The organism is Pseudomonas sp. HMWF021, assembly GCF_003061005.1.
Taxonomy (GTDB): domain Bacteria; phylum Pseudomonadota; class Gammaproteobacteria; order Pseudomonadales; family Pseudomonadaceae; genus Aquipseudomonas.
On the sequence record NZ_QAIK01000117.1, the window covers coordinates 26,513 to 52,195 of the forward strand.

The following is a 25,683-nucleotide window of genomic DNA, read 5'->3' on the forward strand; positions in this document are numbered from 1 at the left end:
ACCCGGTCAGCGCACGTTGCGATACAACATCAACCGCGCGCTCTCGTGCAGCCCCCGCGTCAACTCCAGCAAACGCTGGAACTCCTGCGGATTCTGCCCGGCGACGTTATCCAGCGGCGTATTCGACGCCAGGTCATGCAGGGTTGGCGAGCTGCCGTCGTGCTGCATCTGCAGCAGGAAGTCTCTGGTCACCCCGCCAATCACCGGGAACGTGCCTTCGCGCAACACCAGCGGCACCACACGCTCACCTTCCGGTGCCGGTTGCTGGACATCGCGGCCCATCGCGCCATTGCGAAACGGCACACCGGCCATCCCCGCCACTGTCGGCAAAAGATCCGCCAACCCCACCGCTTCCTCGATGACTTTGGGTGCAAGCAGCCCCGGCGCGTGAATCAGCATCGGCACATGGTTGCTCTCCAGCCCCAGTTGCTCGAACGCCGGCGGCATGTGCGGGATCTGGCTGATGCGCGTGTTGTGGTCGCCGAAAAACACGAAAATCGTGTTGTCGTAATAGCCGCCGGCCTTGGCCAGCTCCATCAACTTGCCGATGTTGAAATCCAGCAGGCGCACCGCGTTGTATTGCTCGACGCTGCGCGAACCGGCGGCCTGTACCTGCTCCAGCGAAAGATGGCTGACCTCAAAACCCTCGTTGTCCTTGGGGATGGTGAATGGCCGATGGTTGCCCGATGTCTGCACGTAAGCGAAAAACGGTCGGTCCTTGGGCAGGTCACGCAGGATGCGGTCGCTCTCCTTGAACAGATCCAGATCGGAAATCCCCCACACATCCACCAGCGGCGAGCGCCAGTCACTTTCCTGATACAGGCGCACGCCGTCGATGCTCTGCTGGATCAGCGCATTGATATTGGCCCAACCGGCGTTGCCGCCGATCATGTAGAGCTTCTGATAATCGGTGAACGCGTTGATCAGCGTGTGCTGGCGGGTGATCAGCGGATGGCGCGTCGCAGTCTCGCGGCGGGTCACGTCGGGTACGCCGGTGATGCTTGCCCACACGGTTTTCGCGGTACCCGTGACCGGCACATAGAAGTGCTTGAAGAACCAGCTGCGGGCCGCCAGTTGATCGAGGTTCGGTGTCGGGTTCAGCGGATTGCCATAAGCGCCGACAGCGCTGGTGCCCAGGGATTCGAGCATGACGAACATCACGTTTGGCGCACCCGGCAGCCGATACGACTGCACGGCTTGCTGACGCTCGAAACGCAGGCTTTGCGGATCCGGTTGATCCACGCCCAGATAGCGGGCTATCACTGGATAGTGCTCGCGCACCTGCTGCTCATCGAACTGCGCCTGCCCGGTCTTCAACGTGTCGTAGAGGAACAGCACCGGGTTCAGGCCGACAGCGGCGATCTGCGCGTCACCGGAGAAGAACGCATCGCTCCAGCGCAGCGGCACCGGGTTTTCCAGATTGAGATTGTCCACCCGGCCGAGCAATGCAAGCAGTACCGCGACCACCCCCAGTCCTGTGCCAAATGCCAGCGATGGACGCCGGACAGATTTGGCTTCTCGGGCCAGCGTCAGTCGCTCCAGTTGCACGAAACCGTAGAACCACACACCCAGCGTCGCCAGCCAGCCGAGCGCGATCCACAGCACCGGGTAGGTTTCCCAGACCATCTGCTGCGAGATCTGCGCGTCCTCCAGATAACGCAGCACCGTGGCATTGATCCGCACGCCGAGGTAGGCGTAGTGGCCGAAATCGATGATGTACAGCAGGCCCACCGCACCGAGCGCCAGCAGCCAGTAAACCCTTACGACAACGCACAACCCCGGCAGCCGCGTGAGATTCCAGCGCGGCAGCCAGGCCAACAGTGCCAGCGGCAGGATCAGTAACACGGCGAGGCGCAGGTCGAAGCGCAAACCGATACCGAAGGTTTCGCGCAGCGCCGGGTTTTCGAAGAACTCGCTCGGCGCGATCCCGGAAAACCCCAGCACGAATACCAGCCTGAGCACGGCAAACAACAAGAACGCCAAACCTGCCGCACCCACGCCGTAGCGCAGGCGTCGCGATTGCAACCAGCCCATCATTGACCTCGGTGTCGTTGGTTCAGATAGAAGATGTCGTGCGTGCCGGAATCGGTCGCAACAAACGCCAGACCTCGCGCAGGCACAGCGTGGTGCCGGCCACCAGGCAGTAACCCACCAGCAGCGGATCGATCAGGTAATCCCAGTAGTTTTCCGAGGCTTTGAGCCGCAGCGCAAAGGCCAGCGTTGCCAACGCAAGCATCGACACCGCCAGCGCATTGCCCAGCCACAACAGCGCCAGAGTCAGTACGCCGATGCAGACGATTAACGGCCGGGGATTGAAGCCCCAGCGGTACGGATCGACATACGTCAGCCCCATCGTCGCCGGATACAGCAACGCGGCCAGCACGCCGAACAGCACCAACACCTGAACCCGCGCCGTCAGCGTCTGCTGGTTGACGACACCGAGCCGCGCAAGACTGGCCCAGCCGAGCAACACCAATGTGGTAATCGCCAGATCGTCAGTGAAGCTGCGCAGATACGCCGCCACCGGCAGATCGTTGAGCGGAATGAAACTGACCGCCGCCAGCACCGGCAACAACCACGGACGCCAGCGTTGCGTGCGGTGCAGGGAACCGAGCAGGACAAAACCAAGCAGGATAAAAGTCAAATGGGCTTGCCAGAGAGACAGCATCACAGGCGCTCCGCCAGCCAGGCTTCATTGAAGCTGACGTGTTTGATAAAGGTGTTGTTCCACGAATACACCAGGTGATAGAGGCCATCGCTGCCCCGACTGAAGTACGGGTATTCGTACTCGAAATCACAGCCCTGCGGCTTGCACACCCGGTAATCCAGATTGCTCAGAAAGCGCTGCTCCAGTGGCAAACGGCGGGCACCGCTGGAGGCACGAAAGCCTTCGCCGATGATCGCCTTGTACACGTCGGGGGCGAACGGCTGGCCGAGCGGATCGGGTGACTGATCGAGTTCGATCACGTTTTGCCAGTTGCTCAGGTTGGCATCGGTACCGTAGAGGCTGAGCTTGAAGCGGCCGTCCTGCAGATCGTTGAGCGCCACCAGCAGACCGTTGTCGTCGGTGCCCACTGCCGCCAGTGATGAATTGGGATTGGCCGGCTCCAGTGGATACGGCTCGCTCCAGGTCTGCCCGGCATCCTCGGTACGGCTGGCCAGCACCCGATGATGGGTCTCGCCGGCATAACGCAGCATCGCCACGGCGCGTTGTCCGTCCAGCGGCACAATGGTCGGCTGCAGCGAATGCTTGCCACGGCTGATACGGAATTTGTCGATCACCGCGCCGTCCGCGCTCAGGTACAGGTACTCGGCAAATTTGCCCATGAACTCGTGATACACCGGCAATCCGATCGAGCCGTCGGCATGAAACACCGGCGCGGCGCGCACCAGCGTGCTGATGTTGAAGAACGGTGAAGTGATCAACTGCCGTGGCGTCGACCAGTTGCGCCCGAAATCATCCGAGACCATCACGTTGATCGCACTGGTGGCCCAGCCACCCACGGACACCGAGACATAGAACATCCACAATCGCTGATCCGGCGCCAGGGCGATCACCGGATTACCCAGTTTGCGGATGTAGCGGCGGGTACCGTCACGGGTCGATTCGCGGGTGGCCAGCACTTGCTCGGCGCCCCACTCTGCGGTGTCGGCGTCGTAGCGTGCGGTGCGGATCTGCACATCGGCAGCGCCCTCGCGCGAACCGGCAAACCACACCGCCATCAGGTCGCCGCCCGGCAGTGCGGTAACTGATGACGAGTGCACGAAATCATTCAATTGCGAGGAGACAAAACGGCTGCTGTACAGCGGTTCCGGCGCCTGCAGCGAAGCATCGACCGGCGGCGTGGCCACGGCAAACGGCGCCAGCACATGGGCCGGATGACTGCGCCAGGCGCTCCAGAAAATCAGGCTGACGGCCAGTCCGCTCAGGGTCAGTTTCAAGCGACAGGAAAGCGCACGCATAGTGGACTCACGGCAAGAACAGGATGGAGGGCAATCGGCAAAACATCCTTGTCAGCGCGTCGGATCGTCCGGCAAGCGGCGACGGCGTCCCGTGAGCATCGACAACGGCAAGTTGTCGCGAACCAGAAAACTCTCGAACAGCGCGGCGGCGATGTGCAGACACACCAGCACCAGCAACGTGTCTGTAGCGGTTTCGTGTACCTGCAACGGCCAGTCCGCGCCCCACAGGGCGTCGACCTCTTCCATGGCCCAGCCGCTCAAACCGGCGATGAACATCGCCAGCAACATCAACAGCATCACCAGCGCGCCAATCGGCGAATGCCCGAGGCGATGCTCGGGCCGTCCGCCAATCAACGAGCGCGCGTGGGCGACCAGCCGCGTCGGTGTCGGCCAGAAATCCGCCCAACGCGCACTGCGCGGCCCGACGAAGCCCCATACCAGCCGCACCAGCAGCCAGCCCATGGCGTAATAGCCGAGCCAGACATGCCAGGCGTCACCGGCTTCATTGAAGAAGTAATTGGCGACGAAGACGCCCGCGATGGACAGATGAAACAGCCGCACCACGGGGTCCCACAGGCGCACGGACGCGCTCGGCATCAGCCCTTGATCTCGGTTTTCACCGCTTTGCCGCTGACCGGGTCGTGGTAGATCTCGACCTTGCGCTTGTCCTTGTCGAAGCCGTAGATCTCGTAGCAGTTGCCGTCGGTGACCTTGAACTTGCTGATCTCGTAGCCCTGAGCCTTGAGCTGCTCCTGAAAGGCTTTCTGGTCTTGCCATTGCGAGCGTTCGGCGGTGGTGCATTGCGGGCCGGCGACGGCCAGCGGGCTGGCAGCGATCAGGGACAACAGCAGAAGTTTGCGCATGGGAAACACTCTCGCTCGATGAGGAAGGCCTCACTGTGCAAAAGCAACCTTAGTGAAAGCTTAGTTGGCAACGAGTCGTTACATCTTTCCCGTCGGGTCAGCTGCCACGGCCCACTGCGCAGCGGCATGATGCGGCCCTCACCCGCCGTGTTTCCCAATGAGAATCCGCTATGCGTCTATTGCTGGTCGAAGATGATCGCGCCCTCGGCCAGGGCATTCGCATTGCTCTGGGCTGCGAAGGCTACACCCTGGACTGGTTGCAGGACGGGGTCAGTGCGCTGCATGCCCTGCGCAGTGAAAGCTTTGACTTGTTGCTGCTCGACCTCGGCTTGCCCCGGCTCGACGGTCTGGCGCTGTTGCAGCATTTGCGCGGCGAACACCTGGACCTCCCGGTGCTGATCCTTACCGCCCGCGACGGCACCGCCGAACGCATTGCCGGGCTGGATGCCGGCGCCGACGACTACCTGATCAAACCGTTCGATGTCGATGAACTGAAAGCGCGGATTCGCGCCCTGCTGCGCCGCAGTCAGGGTCGCGCGCAACCGGTGCTGGAGCATGCCGGGGTGTGCCTCGACCCGGTCACGCAACAGGTCAGCTGGCATGGCAACAATGTCGTGGTGACGCCGATGGAATATCAACTGCTGCACCAGCTGCTGGCCCGCCCCGGCAAGGTCGTCACCCGCGAACGCCTGTCCCGGGCGCTGTACGGCTGGCAGGAACGGGTGGAGAGCAACACCCTCGAAGTGCTGATCCACAACCTGCGCAAAAAACTCGCGAGCGAGTTGATCCGCACCGTGCGCGGCGTCGGTTATGTGCTGGAGCTCAAACCATGATTTCCATCCGTGCGCGGATTCTGGTGCCGGTGCTGATTCTGGTATTGATCGGCGACCTGCTGATCAGTTGGCTGGTGCTGCGCGACAGTCACCATGAAATCGAAGAAGTCTACGATGCCCAGCTGGCGCAAAGTGCCCGCCTGCTGCAAGGCGTGCTGGCCCAACGCGCGCCGGGCGATAACGACTGGAACCGGCTCTATCAGGCCTTCGACGAAGCCATGAGCCGCGTTGGCGACGGCGAGCGCGCCCACCCTTACGAAACCCGGCTGACCTTTCAGGTCTGGCGCAGCGACGGCGAGTTGCTGGTGCGCTCGGCCGAAGCGCCGGAGCTTGCCGCGCCGCCGACGACGCTCGGCTCCCATGACCTGATGGAGAACGGCCGCGACTGGTGCGCCTTTCTGCTCAAGGATTCGCAACAAGGGCTGCTGATCTGGGTCGGTGAGCGCGACGACATCCGCCAGGACCTGATCGAGCGCATCGTCGGCCACACGTTGTGGCCGAGCCTGATCGGTGTACCGCTGCTGGCCGCGTTGATCTGGCTGACCATCGGCTGGGGCCTGCAACCGTTGCGCGCCATGGCGCAGAGCATTCGCGGCCGTGACACCGAGACCCTCAAACCGCTGCACCTGAGCCCCCTGCCCCACGATCTGGAGCCGATGCAAACCGCGCTCAATCGTCTGTTGCAGCAGATCGACAATCTGCTGGCCCGGGAGCGGCGCTTCATCGCCGACGCCGCGCACGAGTTGCGCACGCCGCTGGCGATCCTGCGCATCCACGCGCAAAACGCGCAACTGGCGGCGACCCCGCAACAGCGCGAAGAGGCCCTGGAATATCTGGTCAGCGCGGTGGATCGGGCGACGCGCATCGCCAGCCAGTTGCTGACCATGGCGCGTATCGAACCGCTGCTGACCAACCCCGAAACCCGCAGCGTGGACCTGACTGAGCTGGTGCGCGAGGAACTCGCCGAACTGGCGCCGCTGGCTCTGGAAAAAGACGTCGAGCTGATCCTCGACAGTGACCATCACTGCCCGATCGACACCGACCCGGTGGCCCTCGCCATTGCCTTGCAGAACCTGGTGACCAACGCCCTGAATTTCGCCCCGCCGGGCAGTGAGGTGCGAGTTCAGGTGCAGCCGCAGGCGGGCGGCGCGGTGTACATCAGCGTCGAGGACGCCGGCCCCGGTATCAACGAGCAGGAATACGCGCGACTGTTCGAGCGTTTCTACAGCCATGGCCACGACAATGGCGCCGGGCTGGGGTTGGCGATCGTGCAGATGATCGTCAGCAAGATTGGCAGTTCGCTGCAGTTGCATAACCGGGCGCAGGGCGGGTTGTGTGCGCAGTTGCGGATCAATGAGGTCCCGAGTCAATAACAGCACCCGGCCCCCACACGACCATTGTGGCGAGGGAGCTTGTCGAATCGTCGCACCGTCCCGCTGGACTGCGCAGCAGGCCTTAGAAAGGGCCGCTGCGCGACCCAGCGGGAGCAAGCTCCCTCGCCACAGAGTCTTGTGTTGATCGATCGCCTCGATGCTTTTGACAAAATTTTCATGTTTGCCCCCATAAGATCCGCAGCCTCGTTGGGGAGTAGCCTGTTTCCGAGTTCCTCGGAAGCGTCCGTATCAACATTCTCGGCAACACGCCGTGGTACGAACACCTTTTGGTTGGTGAGACCGACGACACATCCATGCCTAATGTCGGGCGTGTGGTTGTGTCGTTGACTCATAGCCCGACTGGAAGTGTGCCCCCGTGAATCCTGTTTCCCTCATTTTCCTCGCTCTGGCCATGTCCACGGACGCGTTCGCCGCGGCCATCGGCAAAGGCTCCAGCCTGCACAAACCGCGTCTGAGCGAAGCCCTGCGCACCGGCCTGATCTTCGGGGTGATCGAAGCCATCACTCCGATCATCGGCTGGCTGATCGGCCAGGCCGCCACCCGTTGGGTCGCCGAATGGGACCACTGGATCGCCTTCACGCTGCTGGTCATCCTGGGCCTGCACATGATCTACAACGGCCTGAAGCACGAAGACGAGGAAGAAGAAAAACCCGGCCAGCACTCGTTCCTGATTCTGGCGGTCACCGCGTTCGCCACCAGCATTGACGCCCTCGCGGTCGGCGTCGGTCTGGCGTTTGTCGACGTGAATATCTGGGTGGCGGCAGCGGCCATCGGCGTGGCAACCATGACCATGGTGACCATCGGCGTGATGCTCGGCCGGGTGCTCGGCGCAGTGGTCGGCAAGCGTGCGGAAATCGTCGGTGGCGTGGTGCTGATGATCGTCGGCGCGACCATCCTGTATGAGCATTTGTCGGCCTGAGTCAGGTCTGGACAAGCGCCGCCAGTGTCATCGCGTTGCCTAACGCGGCGCCACTGGCGGTATTGTCGAAAATGCACCAGACGCTGGCCCCCTCGGCAGCGCAGGCCTTCATGTCCTGCGCCAGCCGCTGCAGACAAGGCAACTCATAGGCACTGTGATAAATCCGTGGCGAGCCATGCAGCCGCCAATAACGCACACCCGGCCAGCCCTGCACCGAGCCATCGGTGCTGATTCGCGACGGATCGACCACGACTTGGGTAATCCGGTAAGCCTGCAACATCGGCGCTGCCGCCACCCATGACTCATGGCGTGGCTCAAGCACCACATCACCGTCGAAGCGTTGGCGTAACGCCACGAAAAACGGTTCTGCGCTTGCCGGTTCAAAAGCCAGCGACGGTGGCAGTTGCACCAGCAGACACCCCAACCTTTCAGCCAGTCCCTCGCACTGCCCGAGGAACTCATCCAGCGCCTGATCACTGTCGCGCAAGCGCAACTCATGGGTGATCAACTTCGGCACCTTCACCGAAAAACGAAAATCCGGCGGCACCGAATCCGCCCAGCGCGCATAAGTCTGACGCCGATGCGGACGATAGAACGAGCTGTTGATTTCCACACAGTCGAACCGCGCCGCATATCGCTGCAGATGCGTGCCCTCGGCCGGAAACTGCGGCCAATGCTCACGCCCCAGACTCCAGCCTGCGCAACCGATGAACATCAAAAAAGCACCTTCGCCGCTTCACGCATGAAAATCTCCACGGTCTTTGGGCCGATCCCGTCGAACGCCATCAGGCGTTTTTCGAACTCGGCACGATCGGCGCTGGCCTTGACGATGTTGCCGACCTTGCCGGCGTATTCGTCATTGAGCCGCGCCGCCAGCGCCAACAGACGCGTGGCCGTGGTCTCGTCGTAGCGCACGTAATGCGCCTCACCCAGCATGCCGACCAATTGCCGATGTGTGCAGTTGGCGAGCTTGCGCGGCGTGTCGCGCTGATGCCGCTCGGCAACCACCCGATACGCCTCGGCAGCAATACCGGCCTGAATCCGCTTGCCCATCAGAAAACTGGCGAGCAGCCATTTGAACAACCCCTCCTCGCTTGGCGGATCGAGGCTGATGTGCAGGTCATGGGCGCTGACAGTTTTGCTCATCGGTTTATCCCTCACGCCCTTCTGTAGGAGCTGCCGCAGGCTGCGATCTTTTGACTTTGGTTTTTTAAAAACAAGATCAAAAGATCGCAGCCTGCGGCAGCTCCTACATGAAAAGTTATTTTTTGCCTGGGAGGACGCTGGCAAGCACCTGCTTGGCGGCTTGCACGATCACGCCTGCCTCGTCCGGGTCGCCCTTGAGCAAGGTCGTGGCAAATTTCTTCGCCTGCTCGAGCTTGATGTGCGGCGGCAACGGCGGCACGTTGGGATCGGTCTTGAACTCGATCAGCACCGGTACGTCAGAGGTCAGTGCCTGCTCCCAGGCAGCGGCGACATCTTCTTCGCGGTCGACAAAAATCCCCTTCAGGCCGATGGAAATGGCGAACAGGTGATACGGCACATCGGGGATGCTTTGCGAGGCTTCGAACTTCGGATCGCCCTCCATCACACGCTGCTCCCAAGTGACCTGATTCAGATCCTCGTTGTTGAACACCGCACAGATCCACTTCGGGCTGTCCCACTGGCGCCAGTATTTGGCGACGGTGATCAGTTCGGCCATGTTGTTCATCTGCATCGCGCCGTCACCCACCAAGGCAATCACCGCGCGCTCGGGATGCGCAAACTTGGCGGCAATCGCGTACGGCACGGCTGCGCCCATCGAGGCCAGGCCACCGGACAGCGAACATTGCATGCCACGACGGATCTTCAGGTCACGGGCGTACCAGTTGGCGCAGGAACCCGAGTCGCTGGTGATGATTGCCTGATCCGGCAGACGCGGTGACAGCTCGTACACCACCCGCTGCGGATTGATCGGATCGGCCTTGGACATGGCGCGTTTTTCCAGGGTCTTTTCCCAGGTGCTGCGCCAGCCTTCGATTTTCTTGCGCCACTTGTGCGAGGTTTTCTGTTCAAGCAACGGCAGCAGTGCCGCGAGGGTTTCCGCCGAATCGCCGACCAGATTGACCTCCATCGGATAACGCAGGCTGAACATGTCCGGTTGCAGGTCGATCTGCACGCCCCGCGCCTGACCTTCCTTGGGCAGAAATTCGGCATACGGGAAACCCGAACCGATCATCAGCAAGGTGTCGCATTCGTTCATCATCTTGTAGCTCGGCTCGGTGCCGAGCAGACCGATGCTGCCAGTGACCCACGGCAAATCGTCCGGCAGCGCGGCTTTGCCGAGCAGTGCCTTCGCGACCCCGGCACCGAGTTTTTCCGCAATGGCGATCACTTCATCCGTCGCCTGCAACGCGCCGGCACCCACCAGAATCGCGACTTTTTCGCCACTGTTCAAAACGTCGGCGGCGCGCTGCAGATCCGCCTCGTAGGGCAGCACTTTCGGCTTGGTATAACCGACGCCAGAGTGCGCGGTGCCGTGTGCCCGGGCCGGTGGCTCGTACTCGAGATCCTGCAGGTCATTAGGCAAAATGATCGCGGTCACCCGCCGCTCGCCAACCGCCGTGCGCACGGCGCGATCGAGCAAATGCCGCACTTGCGAAGGCGCCGACGCCTGCTGCACAAATGCCCCGGCCACATCCTTGAACATCGAGACCAGATCCAGTTCCTGCTGATAATGACTGCCGAGCGCCGTCCGCGCCTGCTGGCCGACAATCGCCAGCACCGGCTGATGATCCATCCGAGCGTCGTATAACCCGGTGATCAGATGCGAAGCACCCGGCCCCGAAGTGGCGATGCACACGCCCAGCTCGCCCGTGAACTTGGCGTGGGCCGAGGCCATGAATGCGGCCATTTCTTCGTGTCGGGCCTGAACGAATTCGATCTTGCCATTGGCTCGGGCGAGCGCGCCGAACACGCCATTGATGCCGTCGCCCGGATAACCAAAAATCCGCGTGACGCCCCATTGGCTGAGCCGCTCAACCAGAAAATCTCCCACTGTCGTCGTCATCTCGTTCCTCGCCTGTCACCGATGCATGAAGCCGTCCAGCGGATTAGCCGCCGGGCGGTACAAGGGTCTGGACAGCCGGGTCGCCCGCGAAGTTTCGATTGTTTTACCCTTCACATCACCAAACCGCCCCCTGTAGGAGCTGCCGAAGGCTGCGATCTTTTGATCTTGAAAAACAACATCAAAAGATCGCAGCCTTCGGCAGCTCCTACAGGGGGCGAGTGGTTCAACTGGTAGCGGGCACAGGTAAAGACCACTCGGCCTCATCGATCTGGGCAAGGCTCAGGTGCGCCGTTTCTTTGAGCAGCAACGAACACAACACGACGATGCCCAGCGCAATCGCGCCGTAAACCGCCACCCCGAACGCATTGTGGTTGTTGGCGATCAGGATCGCCGTGGCCGCACTGGATGCCGTCCCGCCACCCAGCGCCGCGCCGATCTGATAGGCCGCCGACATTCCCGAATAGCGCATGTGCCGGGGAAACTGCTCGGCGAGGAACGCCGGAATCGGCCCTTGCGTCGCGCCCATGAACGCACCGATGACAATGTACGCAGCGGTGGAAACCAGCAGGCTCTTGAGGCCGATCAGCGGGAAGAATGCGAATAAGCCGAGGGCCATGATCACCGCTCCGAGGACCATTACCTTGCGGCGCCCGATGCGGTCCGAGAGCAAGGCAAACAACGGCGCGGTGACGACGATGGCGATCGACAGCGACAAGTCGAAAATCAGCGCGTCGGTACTGCCGTAACCCAGTTGCGTGGCGTACGACAGAAAGAACGTGCTGCCGATGTAGGCGATGGTCACGTAGCCAAAGGCAATGCCGGTGCACAGCAGCATGGCTCTGGGCCGTGCGCGCAATGCTTCGAGCAATGGCATGCGCACCTGCGACTGCGGTTCGGCGGGCCGTTCGAGGGGTTTCTGCAAACGTGCATACAAGCCGATCAGCACCAACACACCACCGAGCCAGAACGGAATGCGCCAGGCAAATCCGGCCAAGTCATCGTGCGCCGCGACACTGACGATGGCGAACACCCCGGCACCGAGAATCCCGCCGATACCGATGCCCATGCTGGTGAAACTGCCCCATAACCCACGTCGCCCGGGCGGCGCCGACTCGATGCCGAACAGCGCCGCACCGCCCCACTCGCCGCCGGCGGCGAATCCCTGCACCAGCCTGAGCAGCACCAGCAACACCGGTGCGCCCGCACCGAGCGTTGCGTAATCCGGCAGGCAACCGATCAACAGCGTGCTCAGGCCCATCAGCAGCAGCGTGATCACCAGCATTTTCTGCCGGCCGAGTTTGTCGCCGTAATGCCCGAACACCATGCCGCCCAAAGGGCGGGCGAAAAACCCGGCGCCGAAAGCACCGAACGCCACCAGGGTCGCGGTGAGCGGATCCATCTGCGGGAAGAACACCTTGGGAAACACCAGCGCGGCGGCGGTGCCGTAAATCACGAAGTCATAGAACTCGAGGGCGGTGCCCATGCCGGAGACGAAAAACGTCCTCAGCGCAGACGGCGAAGCGCTCGTGCGATCAATCTCGGTAGCCATGTGCATTGCTCGTTTTGTTTTTATTGGAGGCAGCGGTTCAGAAGCGCAGATAGCCGTTTCGGGCCAGCTGTTTGGGGTTGCCGGCGGCGTATTCGAGCACCCTGTTTTCAGTGTCGATGCCGATGGTCAGCAGGGTTTCCCAGCGCTCGGTGGCCGGCATGTTCAGGTCCGGGTGGAAGCAGATCGGCGCGTCTTCGCCCGCCTCGCCACACATGGCGTCAGCCCGCTGACTGAGATCGCCGGTGGTCATGTTTTGTCGCGCGGCGTTGACGTGGGCAATGCGCGCGTAGGTCGTGGACGCATCAGGCGTGCGCTCGCCCAGACTCAGTTCGGGATCGAGAAAATGGTTGGTGTGAGTGATCCAGCCGTCGGCGTCGGGCCGCACAACGGCAGTGAAGGCCGGCGACATTTCAATGCTCACCGCACGCGGGTTCGAATCCTCGCGGGAGAACACGGTCAGCACCGTGGAGGCACTGACCCGCGCCGAACGCGCCAGCGCAATCGCCTCCTCAACGCTGCCGGCTTCTTCGAGAATGCGCCGGGCAATCGCATGCACCGGCACCCCGGCAGACCCGTTGTCGCTGGCGTGATGAAGGATGTTGAAGTGCAATCCCAGCCCCGCACTGTTGACGCCAATCTTGCCGAGCATGCCGAACTCGGTGAACAGCTTGACCGTCATGCCCCTGGCCGTGGTCAGTTGCAGGATCAAGCCGTTGGGCACCAGCGAATCGTGCCAGTCCCAGGTCTGGATAGTGCGAGGCGCTAGCACGCCATGTGGTGCGAACACCGCGGTCGAGCACTCGCCTTCGGTAGACGCCGGCATCACCGCGAGTATCTCGGTGCGGGCATTCAGGCTGGCGAGCTGCCAAAGCGGCACCCCGGCCCCTTCAGCGGTGGCGATGATCTCTTCGGCGAGGCTCGGGCACCAGTCTTGCAGCGCTTGCAGACTGGCTTCGCCGATGGCCCGCACTTGTGCCTCAGGCACGCCGACCTGAGAGAAGAAATCCAGATAAAGCGCCACTGTCTGGCGGATCTGCGCAGCCCAGGTGACGCCAATCTGTTGCCCGCGAATCTGCGGGTTGCGGGTGTCGGTGACAAAGCAATGAACATTCACGAAAAAGTTTCCTTGGTTACGTTACACAGAGAGGCCGTCAAGGCTTGCGGCGGTAGATTTCGCGCCCGGCAAACCAGGTGTTGAGCACTTGGGTGTCGCGCAGGGCGGCGGGATCGACCGTGAACACATCGCGGTCGAGGACGATCATGTCGGCCTGCTTGCCGGGTTTCAGCGATCCGATCCGGTCTTCCAGGCGCAGCACTTTGGCTGCGTTGAGGGTGTAGGCCTGAAACATGGTCTGGCGGTCGATGTCTTCGGCGGCGTTGAGTACGCCTTTCGGGCCTTTGCGGCTGACCGCCTGGTAGATCGCCCTCCACGGTTCGGGGGTGGTGATCGGCCAGTCACTGGCACCGGCGATGGTCGCGCCATTCTTGAGCAGCGAGCGCGCGGGATAGGTGTACATGAAGGCCATTGCGCTGACGTAGGGCTTGACCAGATCCATGCTCGACTCGTCGGCAGCGGCCCAGAACATCTGCATCGAGGCGATCACATTCAGTGCCTTGAAGCGGGCGAACTCCTTGGGGTTGACCATTTGCAGGTGGGTGATCGAGTGGGCGATGCCGCTCTGGCGATCCTTGCGCGCCTGCTCGATGCCGTTGAGCGATTCACGCACCGCGCGGTCGCCAATGGCGTGGATGTGCACCAGCCAGCCGCGCGCATCGGCGGCGCTGACCAGTTCGCCGAAATGCGCCGGGTCGATCAGCAGTTCACCGGTCTTTTTCGTGTTGCGGTACGGCTCGAGCATCGCCGCGCTTTGCGCTGGTACTTCGGCCACGCCGTCGGCGAAGATCTTGATCCCCGGCAAGGTGAGGTTGCTGACGCCGAGAAACTGCTGGCGCACCTTGTCCAGCTCATCAAGGTCGGCCGGCGTAGCCTTGGAGTCCGCCATCAGCAGCGCCGCGACGTGAGCGGTGAGTTCGCCGTTTTCCGAGAGTTTTTTGTAGGTCGGCAGCACACCGAGCGAGGCATTGGTGACGTCACTGCCGGGGACTTCGTTGGCGAGCGGGTCCAGCCAGCCGGTGATTCCCAGGCTCTTGTAGTAATTGAGTGCCGCGCGTCCCCCGGCCAGCAACTGATCAGCCGACGGCGGCGGCAGCAAGGCCTGCACCGGGTACAGACCGGCGTCGACGAGGAAGCCATCCGGGGTGCCGTCGGAGTGGTGGCCAATGGTCGCCTGCTCTTCGCCTTTGAGGCCCTTGATCTTTTCAGCCGTCACGCCAGCGCGTTCGAGCATCGCCCGATTGGCCCAGCCGGTGTGCAGATCCCAGCCCAGCAGCAGGATCGGCTGATTCACCCATTCGCCCTGATTGAAGCGCCGTTCGAGGCCGGCGATGTCACTCCAGAAAGTCGAATGCAACCCGCCGACACTGAGGAATGCCCCGCGTTGCGCCTTGCCGTCCTGACGCCATTGACGCAGGCGTTGTTCCAGTTGATCAAGCGGCAACAGTTGCCCGTCGAGGTTGGCCTGCAACAGCTGCAGCCCGCCCTTGATGGTGTGCGAATGCGAGTCGATGAAGCCGGGCATCAGCACCTTGCCGTGCAGGTCGATCACTTGCGTGGCCGCCGTCTTCAGGCGCAACACCTGCGCATCCGCACCCACGGCGAGGATCTTGCCATTCTCCACCGCCACCGCCTGCTGCAAGGGCTGGCCGGGTTCGGCGGTGTAGACTTTGGCGTTGTGCAGGATCAGATCGGCAGACGCCAGACTTTCCAGCGAGGCACAGGCCAGCGCCGATGACACCATCAGGGTCAGTAGCTGCTTCATGAGGTTTCTCGTTATTTTTGTTAGGCTGCGAGCAAGCCTATCCAAGCCATGGCGATAACTGAATGCCACCTCGCGCACAACTTCTGTGCCTAGTAGGAATAGATCAATGGACAAGATGAGCGCCCTGACCATGTTCGTCGCCACCGCCGAACACGGTAATTTCAGCCGCGCCGCCGAGGTGCTCGGCAAGACGCCGTCGGCCCTGACCAAAGCCGTGGCGCAGTTGGAAGACGAGCTCGGCACGCGCCTGTTCGACCGTACGACCAGACGCATGGCGCTGACCGAAGCCGGGCGGATTTATCTGGACGGTGCGCGGCAGGCGCTGATGCAATTGCAACTGGCCTGCGAGGGCGTCGAACAGCTCAAGCACGAATTGAGCGGCGGCCTGCGCATCACCGCGCCACCCTCCTTCGCCCCGGCGTTTCTCAACGAGGTCTGCTGCCGTTTTCTCGACGCCCACCCGCAGGTGCATCTGGAAGTCGACTTGAGCGACAGCTATGACGACCCGGTGGACGGCGGTTACGATCTGGCGCTGCGTGACGGCCCGATCGATCTGCCGGGGGTGATCGCCCAACCCATCGTTGAAAATCAGGTGGTGCTCTGCGCCAGCCCGGCGTACCTGGCGCGCAAGGGCCAGGAAGTGTCACTGGACAACTATCAGCAGCATGACTGGCTGATCTTCCGTCACCCGCTGCTCAACCGGCATTTCTGGTGGGTCAAGCAAGGGGAGCGGCGGATACGTTTGACCCAACCGAATCCACGGGTGGCCAGCGACAATTACGACTTCCTGCTGGCGTGTCTGTTGAAGGGCCAGGGCCTGCAGTTTCTGCCGCAATGGAGCGCGGCACCTTATTTGGCGCGCGGTGAACTGGTGGAAGTGATGCCCGAGTACTGGCGTGAGCCAAGCGCATTCGGCCCTTGGATTTACGTGCTGTACCTGGCGCACCGGCGCAGCACGCGCAAGGTCAAAGTGTTTATCGAACTTCTGAAAGCGCATTGGCGCCCACTGGCACCCGGGGCGAATCCCGACCTGCACGCCGCTGACGGACGCTGTTTTTCCGAGGGCTGAGTCAACGATGCGGGTGCACCGTCATCGCCACCAGTCTGATCACGATTGGCCGAACCACGAGGATGCACAGAAACGCCACGGGCATCGCCAGCTTGTAAGCGTGCAAGGCATTACTCAGGTAGTCGTTATCAATCCCGGAGTTGGCCGCGGTGATCACCAGTGACATCAGGAACGCCATGATCGTCGCCATGTACAACGCGAACACGTAAGGCGTAGCACGTGGCGACAGCTTGCGACGCGAGGGGTACAAGGCATCGGTGGAGGTTCTTTGATTCATATGGCTTTTCCATCCATTGACAGGGAGCCGGCACCTTAACAAAGCCCCCCGCCCCTAACTAGACGGTCCGCCGCAGGTACTTTATAAAGCACAACTTACGAATCAAACCTATGCGGCGGGGCTCGGATGAATCTGTTGGCGGCAATTGCCAGTTTTATCAAAGTGGTCGAAGCCGGCTCCATCGTCGGCGCCGCCAAGACTCTGGGCGTCAGTGCGGCCGCCGTGAGCCAGACCCTCAATCGCCTCGAAACCCACCTCGGCGTTCGCCTGCTGCAACGCACCACACGCAGCATGGCGCTGACCGAAAACGGCGCGTTGTATTACGAAAAGGTGCGGCGTATCGCGGCCGATCTGGAGTCGGCGCAAAGTGCGATCATCCGCGACCAAGGCGAACTGCAGGGCCGCCTGAGCATCGCCTCAACCAGCGCATTCGGCCGCCACGTACTGGCGCCCTTGCTCGCCGGCTTCGCCGAGCTGCATCCGCGTCTGCTGGTCGAACTGTCGACCACCAACGGCAAGATCAATCACATTCAGAACGGCATCGACCTGAGCCTGCGGATCAAGCCGCAACTGGAAGATGGCATCGTCGCGCGCAGGATCGTGTCCCTCCCCTTCGTCTTCTGCGCCGCTCCCGCCTACCTTGCGCGCGCCGGCGTACCGCAGTCACCGCAAGAGCTGCAGCATCACGCCTGCCTCGCATTTCGCTATCCACTGGATGGACGCTTTCTGCGCTGGGGTTTGATCCGTGACGGTCAGCGCTACGACGCACCGATCAATGCCACTGCCATCAGCGACGACATTGATGCGCTGGCGCAAATGGCAGTCCATGGCGCGGGCATCACGCGCCTGGCCGAATTCGTCGCCGCGCCCTATCTTGAAAGCGGTCAACTGGTGCCACTGTTTGAAAATCTCCCAGGTGAAAGCCACGCCTACGTCGAACCGATGGACATCTACGCCTGCGTGCAGGAGCGTGCGGCGATGACGCCGAAGGTCCGAGCTTTCACGGATTATCTGACCGAACACCTGAACAGACGCTGGCCGATGCAAGCGCCTTGAGCCGCGGCGTACACCGGCGTGCCGATCTGCTTAACTGGCTCATTGCAGCCTCTCAACTCAGGAGACCGGTCATGAAGCTCGCCACTCCACTCGCAGCCATCCTGATAGCAATCGCCCTTGCCGGATGCGCTGGCTCATCCGGCTCCAGCGTGAACCTGCCGTTGACCGCCACCCGGCAAAACACCGGGCAGATCGGCAATGTCACGCTTTCTGACTGGGGCCAGCAAACCAACTTCAGCTTCTTCATCAGCGGCGCGCCGAATGGTGCCTCGCTGCCCTTGCGCCTTTATGCCTTCGTCAACAAGGGCAGTTGCCAGCAACCCGGAGCGGTGGCCTATGCGTTGAACGACCGGGTCACCACCGAGCGACAGGCGATTCGTGGCTGGACGTTCTCCCGGAGCGCGCCGGTGGCCCTGTCGCAGTTGCTGTCCGGCGATTATTCAGTAGTGGTGCGCACGGCGGCGACCGATGGCAGCGTGGATATTTTTTGCGCGGATCTGCGTCAGGGCAGCATCACTAAATAGCGCCGGACGAATCATCAGCCCCTTCAAGCTGGCGGCTACAGGCGCTCATCTGCTGCGTGATCCACTCGCGGAAAACCATGGCATTGGTGCTCTGCTCAAAGGATTGCGGCGATAACAGGCAATAACTCGAGCCGTCGCGAATGAAGCCGAAAGGCGCGATCAGTTGCCCGGATTTGAGCTCGTCCTGGACCATCAGAAACGACGCCATGGCGATCCCTTGCCCCGCTAACGCCGCTTGAATGCACAGATAGAAATGCTCGTAGTCGACCCGATTGACCTGCACCGTGGGCATGTCGGCCAGGCGAAGCCAGTTATCCCACGCCTGCGGGCGGGTCTTGCTGCGCAGCATGCAGGCACCGCGCAAATGATCGCTTGCAGGACGACTGGACGGCACGCAGACCGGGCCGATCCATTCTTCACAAAGGGTCACCCCATGCACGGTTTCGTCCCAATGAAAATCGTCGCGCCGGATCGCCAGATCCACACCTGAACGAGCGAAGTCGATCGGTCCGCCGGCCGTCAGCAATTGCACCTGCAACTGCGGGTGTGCGCTGTGGAAGTCAGGCAAGCGCGGGATCAGCCATTTCATGGCGATGGTCGGCTCGCAGGACACCACCAGCACGTCATCGTGGACTTCGCGTTGCAGACGATAAACAGCGTTTTCCAACTGCTCGAACATCGGTGCGGTGACATTGAACAGCAAGCGCCCGGCGTGGTTGAGAAAGATCGCCCGATTGCGCCGCTCGAACAATTCCACGCCGATCGCCTCCTCCAGCAAGCGCACCTGACGGCTGACCGCGCCGTGGGTGACGTGCAGCAGTTCGGCAGCTTTTACAAAACTCTGGGTCTGGGCGGCGGTATTGAAGAAGCGAAAGGCTGCCAATGGAGGAAGGTTCATATAGGCGATGATTTCTCACAGATTTTCGCGACTATAAATCGTTTTTTTTGCCGAAGACACTTCTTCATCATGGCGCCGCTCGCAGCCTCTGGAGCAGATTCTCATCAACGACTGTTGGTCGTCGGTACAGATCGACGCTCGACATCTTTGAGCTTGAGTAGCGCAAATATCGTCATGGAGAGCAGGAATGAACGAGTTGTTTCTGGTAATCGCGATCACCATTCTGGCTGTGATCAGTCCTGGGCCGGACTTTGCCATGGTCACCCGCAACAGTTACGCCTACGGGCGGCGCAGTGGTTTGCTGGCTGCGCTGGGCATCGCCTGTGGCGTGCAGGTTCATGTGTTCTACACCGTGTTCGGGGTGGCGCTGATCATCACCCAATCGCCGGTGCTGTTCTGGATGATGAAGCTGCTGGGTGCCGGCTACCTGGTCTATCTGGGCATCAAATCCTTTACCAATAAATCTGTGCTGACATTTGCCGAGGCGGGCGCTTCGGCACCCAGCGCCTGGAAAGTGTTCTGCTCAGGTTTTCTGACCAATGCTCTGAATCCGAAAACCATGCTGTTCGTGGTGGCGGCGTACAGCCAGGTGGTGGAGCCTGGCAGTTCCCTGACAGCAAACTTCGCCTATGGCTTGTTCATGTCGTTCACTCACTGGGCTTGGTTCAGCCTGGTTGCGCTGTTTTTCTCAACGGAACGATTGCGCCGGCGGATGCTGGAAAAACAGCGGCTCATCGACAAGGTGATAGGTACGGCGCTGATTGGTCTGGCGGCGTGTTTGATGATTCCCGGGGTTGCACAGTCCTGAGGTAGAGCGTTTATGCTGTCGAGTCTGATACCTGTCGAGGTATCTCTCGGCAAACCCACGATGAGGCCCATTTCATGAGTAAAGCGCCCTACGTACCGCCCAAGGTCTGGAAACACGAAGCGCCGTCCGGCGGCCAGTTCGCCAGCATCAACCGCCCGATTGCCGGGCCGACGCATGAAAAGACGTTGCCGGTGGGCAAGCATCCGCTGCAGTTGTATTCACTGGCGACGCCCAACGGCGTGAAGGTGACCATACTGCTGGAAGAATTGCTCGCACTGGGGCATACCGAGGCCGAGTACGACGCGTGGCTGATCCGCATCAATGAAGGTGATCAGTTCTCCAGTGGCTTTGTCGAGATCAACCCGAACTCGAAGATTCCGGCGCTGCTCGACCGCAGCGCGCAGCCACCGATTCGGGTGTTCGAATCCGGTTCGATCCTGCTGTATCTGGCGGAGAAATTCGGCGCCTTCCTGCCCAAAGACCCGGCCGGCCGCACTGAAACCTTGAACTGGCTGTTCTGGCAGATGGGCGCCGCGCCTTATCTGGGCGGCGGCTTCGGGCACTTCTACGCGTATGCGCCGGAGAAGCTCGAATACCCGATCAACCGCTTCACCATGGAAGCCAAGCGTCAACTCGACGTGCTTGACCGGCGCCTTGGCGAGAGCCGTTATCTGGCCGGCGACAGCTACACCATTGCCGACATCGCGGTCTGGCCGTGGTACGGGCAACTGGTGCGCAATAATGTGTATTCGGCGGCCGAATTCCTCGCGGCCCAGGAGTACCCCCACGTGCAACGCTGGGCAGAAGAAATCGCCGAACGCCCGGCAGTCAAACGTGGCCAGCGCGTCAACCGCACCTGGGGTGACGAGGCCAGTCAGGTTGCGGAACGACATCAGGCCAGCGATCTGGATTGACGCCACTCCCTTAAGGATTTGTGCTGGACAAGGGCATCCCGGATCACAGCAACCTTTGTGGGATTTGTGCTGGACAGGCACATTCGCAATCACCACCAATCATTGTGGGAGCGAGCCTGCTCGCGAAGGCGCCAGGTCAGTCAACACTGACATCGCAGGCCTGCCGCTTTCGCGAGCGAGCCCGCTCCCACAGGGGATTCGGGTTGGAAATGAGGATTTGTGAGCCCCAGCAATTACAGTGGAATTCGCGCTGAACAGGCACTTTCGCCACCACCACCAATCATTGTGGGAGCGAGCCTGCTCGCGAAGGCGCCAGGTCAGTCAACACTGACATCGCAGGCCTGCCGCTTTCGCGAGCAAGCCCGCTCCCACAGGGGATTCGGGTGGGACATGAGGATTTGTGAGCCCCAGCAATTACAGTGGAATTCGCGCTGAACAGGCATTTTCGCAACCACCACCAATCATTGTGGGAGCGAGCCTGCTCGCGAAGGCGCCGGGTCAGTCAACACTGACATCGCAGGCCTACCGCTGTATTGCGCCATCAACTTGTCGAGGAACCCAAACAACTTGAGGTTCATCTGCTCATAAGCGTTGCGTCGAAGCGCCGTCGGCTGCTGAACGAAACGACGATCGACCGCCGCCGCCAACTCTTCACCGGACGCGGCAATCAAGCGCTCCACGACCTCTGTCGTGAACTCCATATGGCACTGGAAACCGTAGACCAGATCGCCGTATTCGATTATCTGACGCGGGCAGCCCTCACTGACGGCGAGGACCTTCGCCTGCGCCGTCAGCCCCGGCATGTCGTTGTGCCAATGCCCCACTTCGAGCGCATCGCCGAAGTGCGCAACCAGGGCATTGCCCTTGCCTGCCTCCGTCAAGGTGATCGGAAAATTGCCGATCTCCTTTTCCGGGCTGTGACCATGTGTGGCGCCCAGCGCTTCGCCGAGCAATTGCGCTCCCAGACAAACGCCCACCACTGCCTTGTTCGCGTTGATCGCTCGAACGATCAGATCGCGCTCGGCGGCCGCGTCGAAGTGCGGGCATTCGTCTTTGGTCGTCGCCGGCGATTGCGGACCGCCCAGCACCACCAGCAAGTCGATGTTCTCGACGCTCGCGGGCAAGGCCTCAAACGCATGAACGTGCGAATAACTCGCTTCATGGCCACGCTCGCGCACCCAGGTCTCATAGGCGCCGGGCGATTCGAATGCTTCGTGGACGACGAAATGAACGTTCATTGAAAATCCTTGGTGGACGGCTGGGAGAGTGATGCGCGAAAGACTATATGACACTTGGTGTCATATGCAAATTCGTTGCTGGAGCAGAGCTGCCAATCCAACGATCACCCTCTCACTTCTCTCAACCGGTCGCGTTCGACTCGACCAGATCCACTTGCTCAGCACTCCGACCGGCAAGCCAGGCGAGCGCAGACGCCACCACCAACACGGCAGCGCTCAACTCGAAGGTGGCTTTATAACCGCTCAAGTCAAACGCCAGCCCACCGACGATGGCCCCTGCTGCGATTGCCAGTTGCACGATGGCCACGAGCAGCCCTCCGCCGGCTTCGGCATCCTCGGGGAGTGTCTGCGCCAGCCAGGTCCACCATCCAACAGGAGCCGCCGTGGCGACCAGTCCCCACAATCCGAGCAGCACCGCAGTCAGCAGCGGTGAGGCTCCGAACTTCACCAGCGCCAGCGCAATGACCGCCATGATCAGCGGGATAACCGTCAGCGTGCGGTACAGGCCAGTGCCGAGGAATCTTTCGATCACAAAGGTCCCGATGAAACCGGCAAGCCCCAGCCCCAGCAGCATCAACGACAGGGTTGCAACACTGACCCCGGTGACGACCTCCAGAAAGGGCCGCAGGTAGGTGAACAGCATGAACTGCCCCATGAAAAATACGCTGACAGCGATCATCCCCAAAGCGACCGGCCATTGCTTCATCAACCGCAGGGCGTTGCCGCTACCGGTCTTACGCTCGCGCTGGAAGGACGGCAGGCTGATCAGCAGCCATACGGCCGCCAGCGCGGCGACCGGAACCACACAGAAGAATGCGCCGCGCCAGCCTATCAGCGCACCGAGGAAGCTTCCCGCCGGAGCGGCGATGACCGTCGCCAGCGCGTTCCCGCCGTTGACGATCGCCAGCGCACGGGATACTTGATCAGGCGGCACCAGACGCATCGCAGTCGCCGCCGACAACGACCAGAAACCGCCGATGGCGATGCCGATCAAGGCCCGCCCGAACATGAACGAGGGGTAGCCCGGCGCGAACGCGACCACTGTCCCCGAGACGATCATCAGCAAGGTCAGACCCAGCAGCAACTTCTTGCGCTCGACACGCGCGGCGACCGCTGCAATCACCAGGCTGGTCACCAGGGCGAACGCTCCGGACACGGAAATCCCCTGCCCGGCCTGGCCTTCGCTGATGTGCAGTTCGGCGGCAATAGGCGTCAGCAGGCTGACCGGCATGAATTCTGAGGCGACCAAAGCGAAGGCAGCCAACGACATGGCCAGCACCGCGCTCCAGCCGCGTTGTTCTGTAGAAAGGGAAGTCATTGGAACTACCTGTATTGCGAGAGGCGTCCGGGCGATTGCCCGGACGCACTGTTTTTCAAGGCGCCAGGATCGCGTTGTCGAACCGCGTCTCTCCTGTAATGGTTTGACACATTCTCCCGGTCGATTCACCTCTGCCCTAGTGCATTCCTCTTGAATGCTTGCCTGATCCTCTGAGGTTGCAGGGCGGTATATAGGAAACCTCTGCTGGGCGGACTAGAGTTCGATCAACAGGAGCGACCCGACATGATCCCTACCCCCGCGCGCCAAGAATCGCCTTTGGCATTGAACATTGACCCGCGCGTGAGCGTGCCGGGGGACTTCCCCACGACCATACCCGGGCTGTCGCTGTTTCGTCGCGACCAGCCGGCGCCTCCCGCCGTGTGCATGATCGAGCCGAGCCTGATTCTGGTGGGCCGTGGGGAAAAGCGCTTATGGGTCGGCGGTGAGGGTTACCGCTACGACCCTTCGCGGTTTCTGGTCACCTCGCTGGATCTGCCGGCCAACTCGGAAGTGCTGGCCGCCAGCCCCGAACAGCCCTGTGTCGGGCTGGTGCTGAAACTGGATGTCGGCATGCTCGCCGAGATCCTCAGCAAAGGTGGCCTGCCTGCGAAACGGCAGCCGTCGATGAACACCGGCGCTGGCATAGGCAACCTGTCGTGCGCGCTGGAAGGCGCGCTCGAACGCCTGCTGGCATTGCTTGACGAACCTGAGGCGATCCCGGTGCTGGCACCGCTGATTCTGCGAGAAATCCACTATCGGCTGCTCCATACCGATCAAGGCGCGCGGCTGCGGCAGATCACGGCCGTCGATGGCCAGGGTTATCGCATCGCCAAAGCCATCGACTGGCTGAAGGTCAACTACACCGAGGCGCTGCGCATTGATGAGCTGGCGGCGCGGGTGCAAATGAGCGCACCGACCTTTCACCATCACTTCCGCCAGCTCACCGGCATGAGTCCGCTGCAGTACCAGAAGTGGCTGCGATTGAACGAGGCGCGCCGGCTGATGTTGATGGAGCGTCTGGACGTTTCGCGAGCGGCGTTTGCGGTCGGCTATGAAAGTCCCTCGCAGTTCAGCCGCGAATACGCCCGCCTGTACGGCACCGCACCCAGTCGTGACATGGCGCTGCTGCGTGGCGACCCCTTCGCCGCAGAAGCGCTGGGCAACGCGGCCAGTTGAGCAAAGAACACGCGTTACCGGTGAGGCGCCACGCAGCGTTTCACCGCTTATAAAAATGCACGTCAACCGATGATCGAGCGGGTGAACCATGGAACTACGAATCAACCAGAAAACCTATCAGGTCGATGCCGACGCCGATACGCCCCTGCTGTGGGTGATCCGCGATGATCTGGGCATGACCGGCACCAAATACGGCTGTGGCCTGGCGCAGTGCGGCGCCTGCTCCGTGTTGGTGGACGGCAACGTGGTGCGCTCGTGCGTCACGCCGGTGGCCGGCGTGGTCGGCCGTGAGGTCACCACCATTGAGGCGATCGAGGCCGATGACGTCGGCAAACGGGTGGTCTCGACCTGGGTTGATCTGCAGGTCGCCCAGTGCGGGTACTGCCAGTCCGGGCAGGTGATGGCCGCCACGGCGCTGCTCAAGCAGAACCCAAAACCGAGTGACGCGCAGATCGAAGCGGCGATGGTCAATCTGTGCCGTTGCGGCACGTACAACGCCATTCATGCCGCCGTGCATGAGCTGGCCGGCAAGGGAGACGCCTGATGAACGTGCGTATCGATCCTGCTCAGGAAGCATCAGCATTGGCCCTGCACGAACCGATCAACGTATCGCGCAGACGTTTCCTGGCCGGCACCGCCGTCGGCGCACTGGTGCTCGGCTTCGGCCTGCCGCTGGGCACGACTCGGGTGCAAGCGGCAGTGGCGGCCGCAACTGCCGAGTGCGGCACGCAGGTCCCGGCGTTTCTGGAAATCCGTCCGGACAACCGCGTGCGCCTGCTCTGCCCGTTCATGGAAGGCGGGCAAGGTACGTTCACCGCGATGGCGCAGATCGTCGGTGAAGAACTGGATGCCGACCCGGCAACCTTTCTGGTCGAAGCCGCGCCACCCGGCGAAGCTTATGTGGTGATGGAAAACGGCATGCGCATCACCGGCGGCAGCATGTCGGTGCGCATGAG

The 25,683-nt window shown here is 61.8% G+C and carries 26 protein-coding genes; 11 read left to right on the plus strand and 15 right to left on the minus strand.

The genetic code is table 11. The annotated features are described in order from the left end of the window. Window positions 1-6 precede the first annotated feature (6 nt). The 5 genes from DBR18_RS15545 to DBR18_RS15565 are packed head-to-tail and all read right to left on the minus strand — an operon-like array spanning window position 7 to window position 4,826. A complete protein-coding gene (locus DBR18_RS15545) occupies window positions 7-2,034 on the minus strand; it encodes an LTA synthase family protein (protein ID WP_108590963.1) in 2,028 nt (675 codons plus the stop codon). A 22-nt stretch (window positions 2,035-2,056) separates the two neighbouring features. After that, a complete protein-coding gene (locus tag DBR18_RS15550) occupies window positions 2,057-2,668 on the minus strand; it encodes a hypothetical protein (RefSeq protein WP_108590964.1) in 612 nt (203 codons plus the stop codon). Beyond that, window positions 2,668-3,963 carry an exo-alpha-sialidase gene (locus DBR18_RS15555; protein ID WP_108590965.1) on the minus strand — a complete coding sequence of 432 codons (1,296 nt, stop codon included), beginning with the start codon at window positions 3,961-3,963 and terminating at the stop codon, window positions 2,668-2,670. The genes DBR18_RS15550 and DBR18_RS15555 overlap by 1 nt, the downstream gene beginning before the upstream one ends. A 51-nt stretch (window positions 3,964-4,014) precedes the next feature. Beyond that, window positions 4,015-4,560 carry a cytochrome b/b6 domain-containing protein gene (locus DBR18_RS15560; protein WP_108590966.1) on the minus strand — a complete coding sequence of 182 codons (546 nt, stop codon included), beginning with the start codon at window positions 4,558-4,560 and terminating at the stop codon, window positions 4,015-4,017. Continuing rightward, window positions 4,560-4,826, minus strand: coding sequence for a PepSY domain-containing protein (locus tag DBR18_RS15565; RefSeq protein WP_108590967.1), 267 nt, complete (start codon window positions 4,824-4,826; stop codon window positions 4,560-4,562). Before DBR18_RS15565 ends, DBR18_RS15560 begins: the two co-directional genes overlap by 1 nt. A 170-nt stretch (window positions 4,827-4,996) precedes the next feature. Between DBR18_RS15565 and DBR18_RS15570 the strand changes: the two genes are divergently transcribed. The 3 genes from DBR18_RS15570 to mntP all read left to right on the plus strand — a co-directional run bounded on the left by DBR18_RS15570 (window position 4,997) and on the right by mntP (window position 7,972). Further along, window positions 4,997-5,659 carry a response regulator gene (locus tag DBR18_RS15570; protein ID WP_108590968.1) on the plus strand — a complete coding sequence of 221 codons (663 nt, stop codon included), beginning with the start codon at window positions 4,997-4,999 and terminating at the stop codon, window positions 5,657-5,659. Then, the gene (locus DBR18_RS15575) at window positions 5,656-7,032 is read left to right on the plus strand and encodes an ATP-binding protein (RefSeq protein WP_108590969.1); all 1,377 of its coding nucleotides are present in this window, start codon (window positions 5,656-5,658) and stop codon (window positions 7,030-7,032) included. Before DBR18_RS15570 ends, DBR18_RS15575 begins: the two co-directional genes overlap by 4 nt. A 376-nt stretch (window positions 7,033-7,408) precedes the next feature. Next, window positions 7,409-7,972: a manganese efflux pump MntP gene (mntP, locus tag DBR18_RS15580; protein WP_108590970.1), complete on the plus strand. Its 564-nt coding sequence runs from the start codon at window positions 7,409-7,411 to the stop codon at window positions 7,970-7,972. A 1-nt stretch (window position 7,973) separates the two neighbouring features. Here the strand turns inward: mntP and DBR18_RS15585 are convergent, their stop codons facing one another. The 6 genes from DBR18_RS15585 to DBR18_RS15610 form a co-directional block, all read right to left on the minus strand. Beyond that, window positions 7,974-8,687 carry a DUF72 domain-containing protein gene (locus DBR18_RS15585; RefSeq protein ID WP_108590971.1) on the minus strand — a complete coding sequence of 238 codons (714 nt, stop codon included), beginning with the start codon at window positions 8,685-8,687 and terminating at the stop codon, window positions 7,974-7,976. Then, window positions 8,687-9,118, minus strand: coding sequence for a DNA methylase (locus DBR18_RS15590; protein WP_108590972.1), 432 nt, complete (start codon window positions 9,116-9,118; stop codon window positions 8,687-8,689). Before DBR18_RS15590 ends, DBR18_RS15585 begins: the two co-directional genes overlap by 1 nt. Window positions 9,119-9,233: 115 nt before the next feature. Beyond that, complete coding sequence (locus tag DBR18_RS15595) at window positions 9,234-11,021, minus strand: thiamine pyrophosphate-requiring protein (RefSeq protein ID WP_108590973.1); 1,788 nt, start codon at window positions 11,019-11,021, stop codon at window positions 9,234-9,236. A 223-nt stretch (window positions 11,022-11,244) separates the two neighbouring features. Next, window positions 11,245-12,570: an MFS transporter gene (locus DBR18_RS15600; RefSeq protein ID WP_108590974.1), complete on the minus strand. Its 1,326-nt coding sequence runs from the start codon at window positions 12,568-12,570 to the stop codon at window positions 11,245-11,247. A gap of 37 nt (window positions 12,571-12,607) precedes the next feature. After that, window positions 12,608-13,684: a C45 family peptidase gene (locus tag DBR18_RS15605; RefSeq protein WP_108590975.1), complete on the minus strand. Its 1,077-nt coding sequence runs from the start codon at window positions 13,682-13,684 to the stop codon at window positions 12,608-12,610. Between the two features lie 37 nt (window positions 13,685-13,721). Continuing rightward, on the minus strand, window positions 13,722-15,449 hold the full coding sequence (locus tag DBR18_RS15610) for an amidohydrolase (protein WP_108590976.1): 1,728 nt from the start codon (window positions 15,447-15,449) through the stop codon (window positions 13,722-13,724). 106 nt (window positions 15,450-15,555) lie between these two features. On the opposite strand from DBR18_RS15610, the gene DBR18_RS15615 reads away from it, so the two are divergent. Continuing rightward, window positions 15,556-16,518, plus strand: a complete 963-nt coding sequence (locus tag DBR18_RS15615) for a LysR family transcriptional regulator (protein ID WP_108590977.1) — start codon at window positions 15,556-15,558, stop codon at window positions 16,516-16,518. Window position 16,519: 1 nt separating this feature from the next. On the opposite strand, the gene DBR18_RS15620 is transcribed toward DBR18_RS15615, so the two are convergent. Then, complete coding sequence (locus DBR18_RS15620; RefSeq protein ID WP_108590978.1) at window positions 16,520-16,795, minus strand: DUF2798 domain-containing protein; 276 nt, start codon at window positions 16,793-16,795, stop codon at window positions 16,520-16,522. Between the two features lie 126 nt (window positions 16,796-16,921). Between DBR18_RS15620 and DBR18_RS15625 the strand changes: the two genes are divergently transcribed. Both DBR18_RS15625 and DBR18_RS15630 read left to right on the plus strand, forming a co-directional pair. After that, window positions 16,922-17,851 carry a LysR family transcriptional regulator gene (locus DBR18_RS15625; protein ID WP_108590979.1) on the plus strand — a complete coding sequence of 310 codons (930 nt, stop codon included), beginning with the start codon at window positions 16,922-16,924 and terminating at the stop codon, window positions 17,849-17,851. Between the two features lie 71 nt (window positions 17,852-17,922). Further along, entirely contained in the window at window positions 17,923-18,375 is a 453-nt protein-coding gene (locus DBR18_RS15630; RefSeq protein WP_108590980.1) for a hypothetical protein, read from the plus strand. On the opposite strand, the gene DBR18_RS15635 is transcribed toward DBR18_RS15630, so the two are convergent. Beyond that, a complete protein-coding gene (locus tag DBR18_RS15635) occupies window positions 18,368-19,273 on the minus strand; it encodes a LysR substrate-binding domain-containing protein (protein ID WP_108590981.1) in 906 nt (301 codons plus the stop codon). The two genes, DBR18_RS15630 and DBR18_RS15635, sit on opposite strands and share 8 nt — an antisense overlap. 187 nt (window positions 19,274-19,460) lie before the next feature. Here DBR18_RS15635 and DBR18_RS15640 point away from each other — a divergent pair, with 187 nt between their 5' ends. Both DBR18_RS15640 and yghU read left to right on the plus strand, forming a co-directional pair. Then, complete coding sequence (locus DBR18_RS15640; RefSeq protein WP_108590982.1) at window positions 19,461-20,081, plus strand: LysE family translocator; 621 nt, start codon at window positions 19,461-19,463, stop codon at window positions 20,079-20,081. A 74-nt stretch (window positions 20,082-20,155) separates the two neighbouring features. Then, window positions 20,156-20,995: a glutathione-dependent disulfide-bond oxidoreductase gene (gene yghU, locus DBR18_RS15645; protein WP_108590983.1), complete on the plus strand. Its 840-nt coding sequence runs from the start codon at window positions 20,156-20,158 to the stop codon at window positions 20,993-20,995. A gap of 461 nt (window positions 20,996-21,456) precedes the next feature. Here the strand turns inward: yghU and DBR18_RS15650 are convergent, their stop codons facing one another. Further along, window positions 21,457-22,233, minus strand: coding sequence for a type 1 glutamine amidotransferase (locus tag DBR18_RS15650; protein WP_108590984.1), 777 nt, complete (start codon window positions 22,231-22,233; stop codon window positions 21,457-21,459). Window positions 22,234-22,354: 121 nt separating this feature from the next. Next, a complete protein-coding gene (locus DBR18_RS15655) occupies window positions 22,355-23,551 on the minus strand; it encodes an MFS transporter (RefSeq protein WP_108590985.1) in 1,197 nt (398 codons plus the stop codon). A 243-nt stretch (window positions 23,552-23,794) separates the two neighbouring features. Between DBR18_RS15655 and DBR18_RS15660 the strand changes: the two genes are divergently transcribed. The 3 genes from DBR18_RS15660 to DBR18_RS29290 all read left to right on the plus strand — a co-directional run. After that, window positions 23,795-24,727, plus strand: coding sequence for an AraC family transcriptional regulator (locus DBR18_RS15660; RefSeq protein ID WP_108590986.1), 933 nt, complete (start codon window positions 23,795-23,797; stop codon window positions 24,725-24,727). Window positions 24,728-24,815: 88 nt separating this feature from the next. Beyond that, entirely contained in the window at window positions 24,816-25,271 is a 456-nt protein-coding gene (locus DBR18_RS15665; protein WP_027613020.1) for a (2Fe-2S)-binding protein, read from the plus strand. After that, a partial coding sequence (locus DBR18_RS29290; protein WP_371921105.1) for a twin-arginine translocation signal domain-containing protein occupies window positions 25,271-25,683 on the plus strand: 413 nt, incomplete at its 3' end. The genes DBR18_RS15665 and DBR18_RS29290, both read left to right, overlap by 1 nt.

Bases quoted from the DNA above. Each gene is read 5' to 3' on its own strand.
- DBR18_RS15545 (WP_108590963.1), bottom strand. From the start codon at position 2,034: ATGGGCTGGTTGCAATCGCGACGCCTGCGCTACGGCGTGGGTGCGGCA.
- DBR18_RS15550 (WP_108590964.1), bottom strand. From the start codon at position 2,668: ATGCTGTCTCTCTGGCAAGCCCATTTGACTTTTATCCTGCTTGGTTTT.
- DBR18_RS15555 (WP_108590965.1), bottom strand. From the start codon at position 3,963: ATGCGTGCGCTTTCCTGTCGCTTGAAACTGACCCTGAGCGGACTGGCC.
- DBR18_RS15560 (WP_108590966.1), bottom strand. From the start codon at position 4,560: ATGCCGAGCGCGTCCGTGCGCCTGTGGGACCCCGTGGTGCGGCTGTTT.
- DBR18_RS15565 (WP_108590967.1), bottom strand. From the start codon at position 4,826: ATGCGCAAACTTCTGCTGTTGTCCCTGATCGCTGCCAGCCCGCTGGCC.
- DBR18_RS15570 (WP_108590968.1), top strand. From the start codon at position 4,997: ATGCGTCTATTGCTGGTCGAAGATGATCGCGCCCTCGGCCAGGGCATT.
- DBR18_RS15575 (WP_108590969.1), top strand. From the start codon at position 5,656: ATGATTTCCATCCGTGCGCGGATTCTGGTGCCGGTGCTGATTCTGGTA.
- DBR18_RS15585 (WP_108590971.1), bottom strand. From the start codon at position 8,687: ATGTTCATCGGTTGCGCAGGCTGGAGTCTGGGGCGTGAGCATTGGCCG.
- DBR18_RS15590 (WP_108590972.1), bottom strand. From the start codon at position 9,118: ATGAGCAAAACTGTCAGCGCCCATGACCTGCACATCAGCCTCGATCCG.
- DBR18_RS15595 (WP_108590973.1), bottom strand. From the start codon at position 11,021: ATGACGACGACAGTGGGAGATTTTCTGGTTGAGCGGCTCAGCCAATGG.
- DBR18_RS15600 (WP_108590974.1), bottom strand. From the start codon at position 12,570: ATGGCTACCGAGATTGATCGCACGAGCGCTTCGCCGTCTGCGCTGAGG.
- DBR18_RS15610 (WP_108590976.1), bottom strand. From the start codon at position 15,449: ATGAAGCAGCTACTGACCCTGATGGTGTCATCGGCGCTGGCCTGTGCC.
- DBR18_RS15615 (WP_108590977.1), top strand. From the start codon at position 15,556: ATGGACAAGATGAGCGCCCTGACCATGTTCGTCGCCACCGCCGAACAC.
- DBR18_RS15620 (WP_108590978.1), bottom strand. From the start codon at position 16,795: ATGAATCAAAGAACCTCCACCGATGCCTTGTACCCCTCGCGTCGCAAG.
- DBR18_RS15625 (WP_108590979.1), top strand. From the start codon at position 16,922: ATGAATCTGTTGGCGGCAATTGCCAGTTTTATCAAAGTGGTCGAAGCC.
- DBR18_RS15630 (WP_108590980.1), top strand. From the start codon at position 17,923: ATGAAGCTCGCCACTCCACTCGCAGCCATCCTGATAGCAATCGCCCTT.
- DBR18_RS15635 (WP_108590981.1), bottom strand. From the start codon at position 19,273: ATGAACCTTCCTCCATTGGCAGCCTTTCGCTTCTTCAATACCGCCGCC.
- DBR18_RS15640 (WP_108590982.1), top strand. From the start codon at position 19,461: ATGAACGAGTTGTTTCTGGTAATCGCGATCACCATTCTGGCTGTGATC.
- yghU (WP_108590983.1), top strand. From the start codon at position 20,156: ATGAGTAAAGCGCCCTACGTACCGCCCAAGGTCTGGAAACACGAAGCG.
- DBR18_RS15650 (WP_108590984.1), bottom strand. From the start codon at position 22,233: ATGAACGTTCATTTCGTCGTCCACGAAGCATTCGAATCGCCCGGCGCC.
- DBR18_RS15655 (WP_108590985.1), bottom strand. From the start codon at position 23,551: ATGACTTCCCTTTCTACAGAACAACGCGGCTGGAGCGCGGTGCTGGCC.
- DBR18_RS15660 (WP_108590986.1), top strand. From the start codon at position 23,795: ATGATCCCTACCCCCGCGCGCCAAGAATCGCCTTTGGCATTGAACATT.
- DBR18_RS15665 (WP_027613020.1), top strand. From the start codon at position 24,816: ATGGAACTACGAATCAACCAGAAAACCTATCAGGTCGATGCCGACGCC.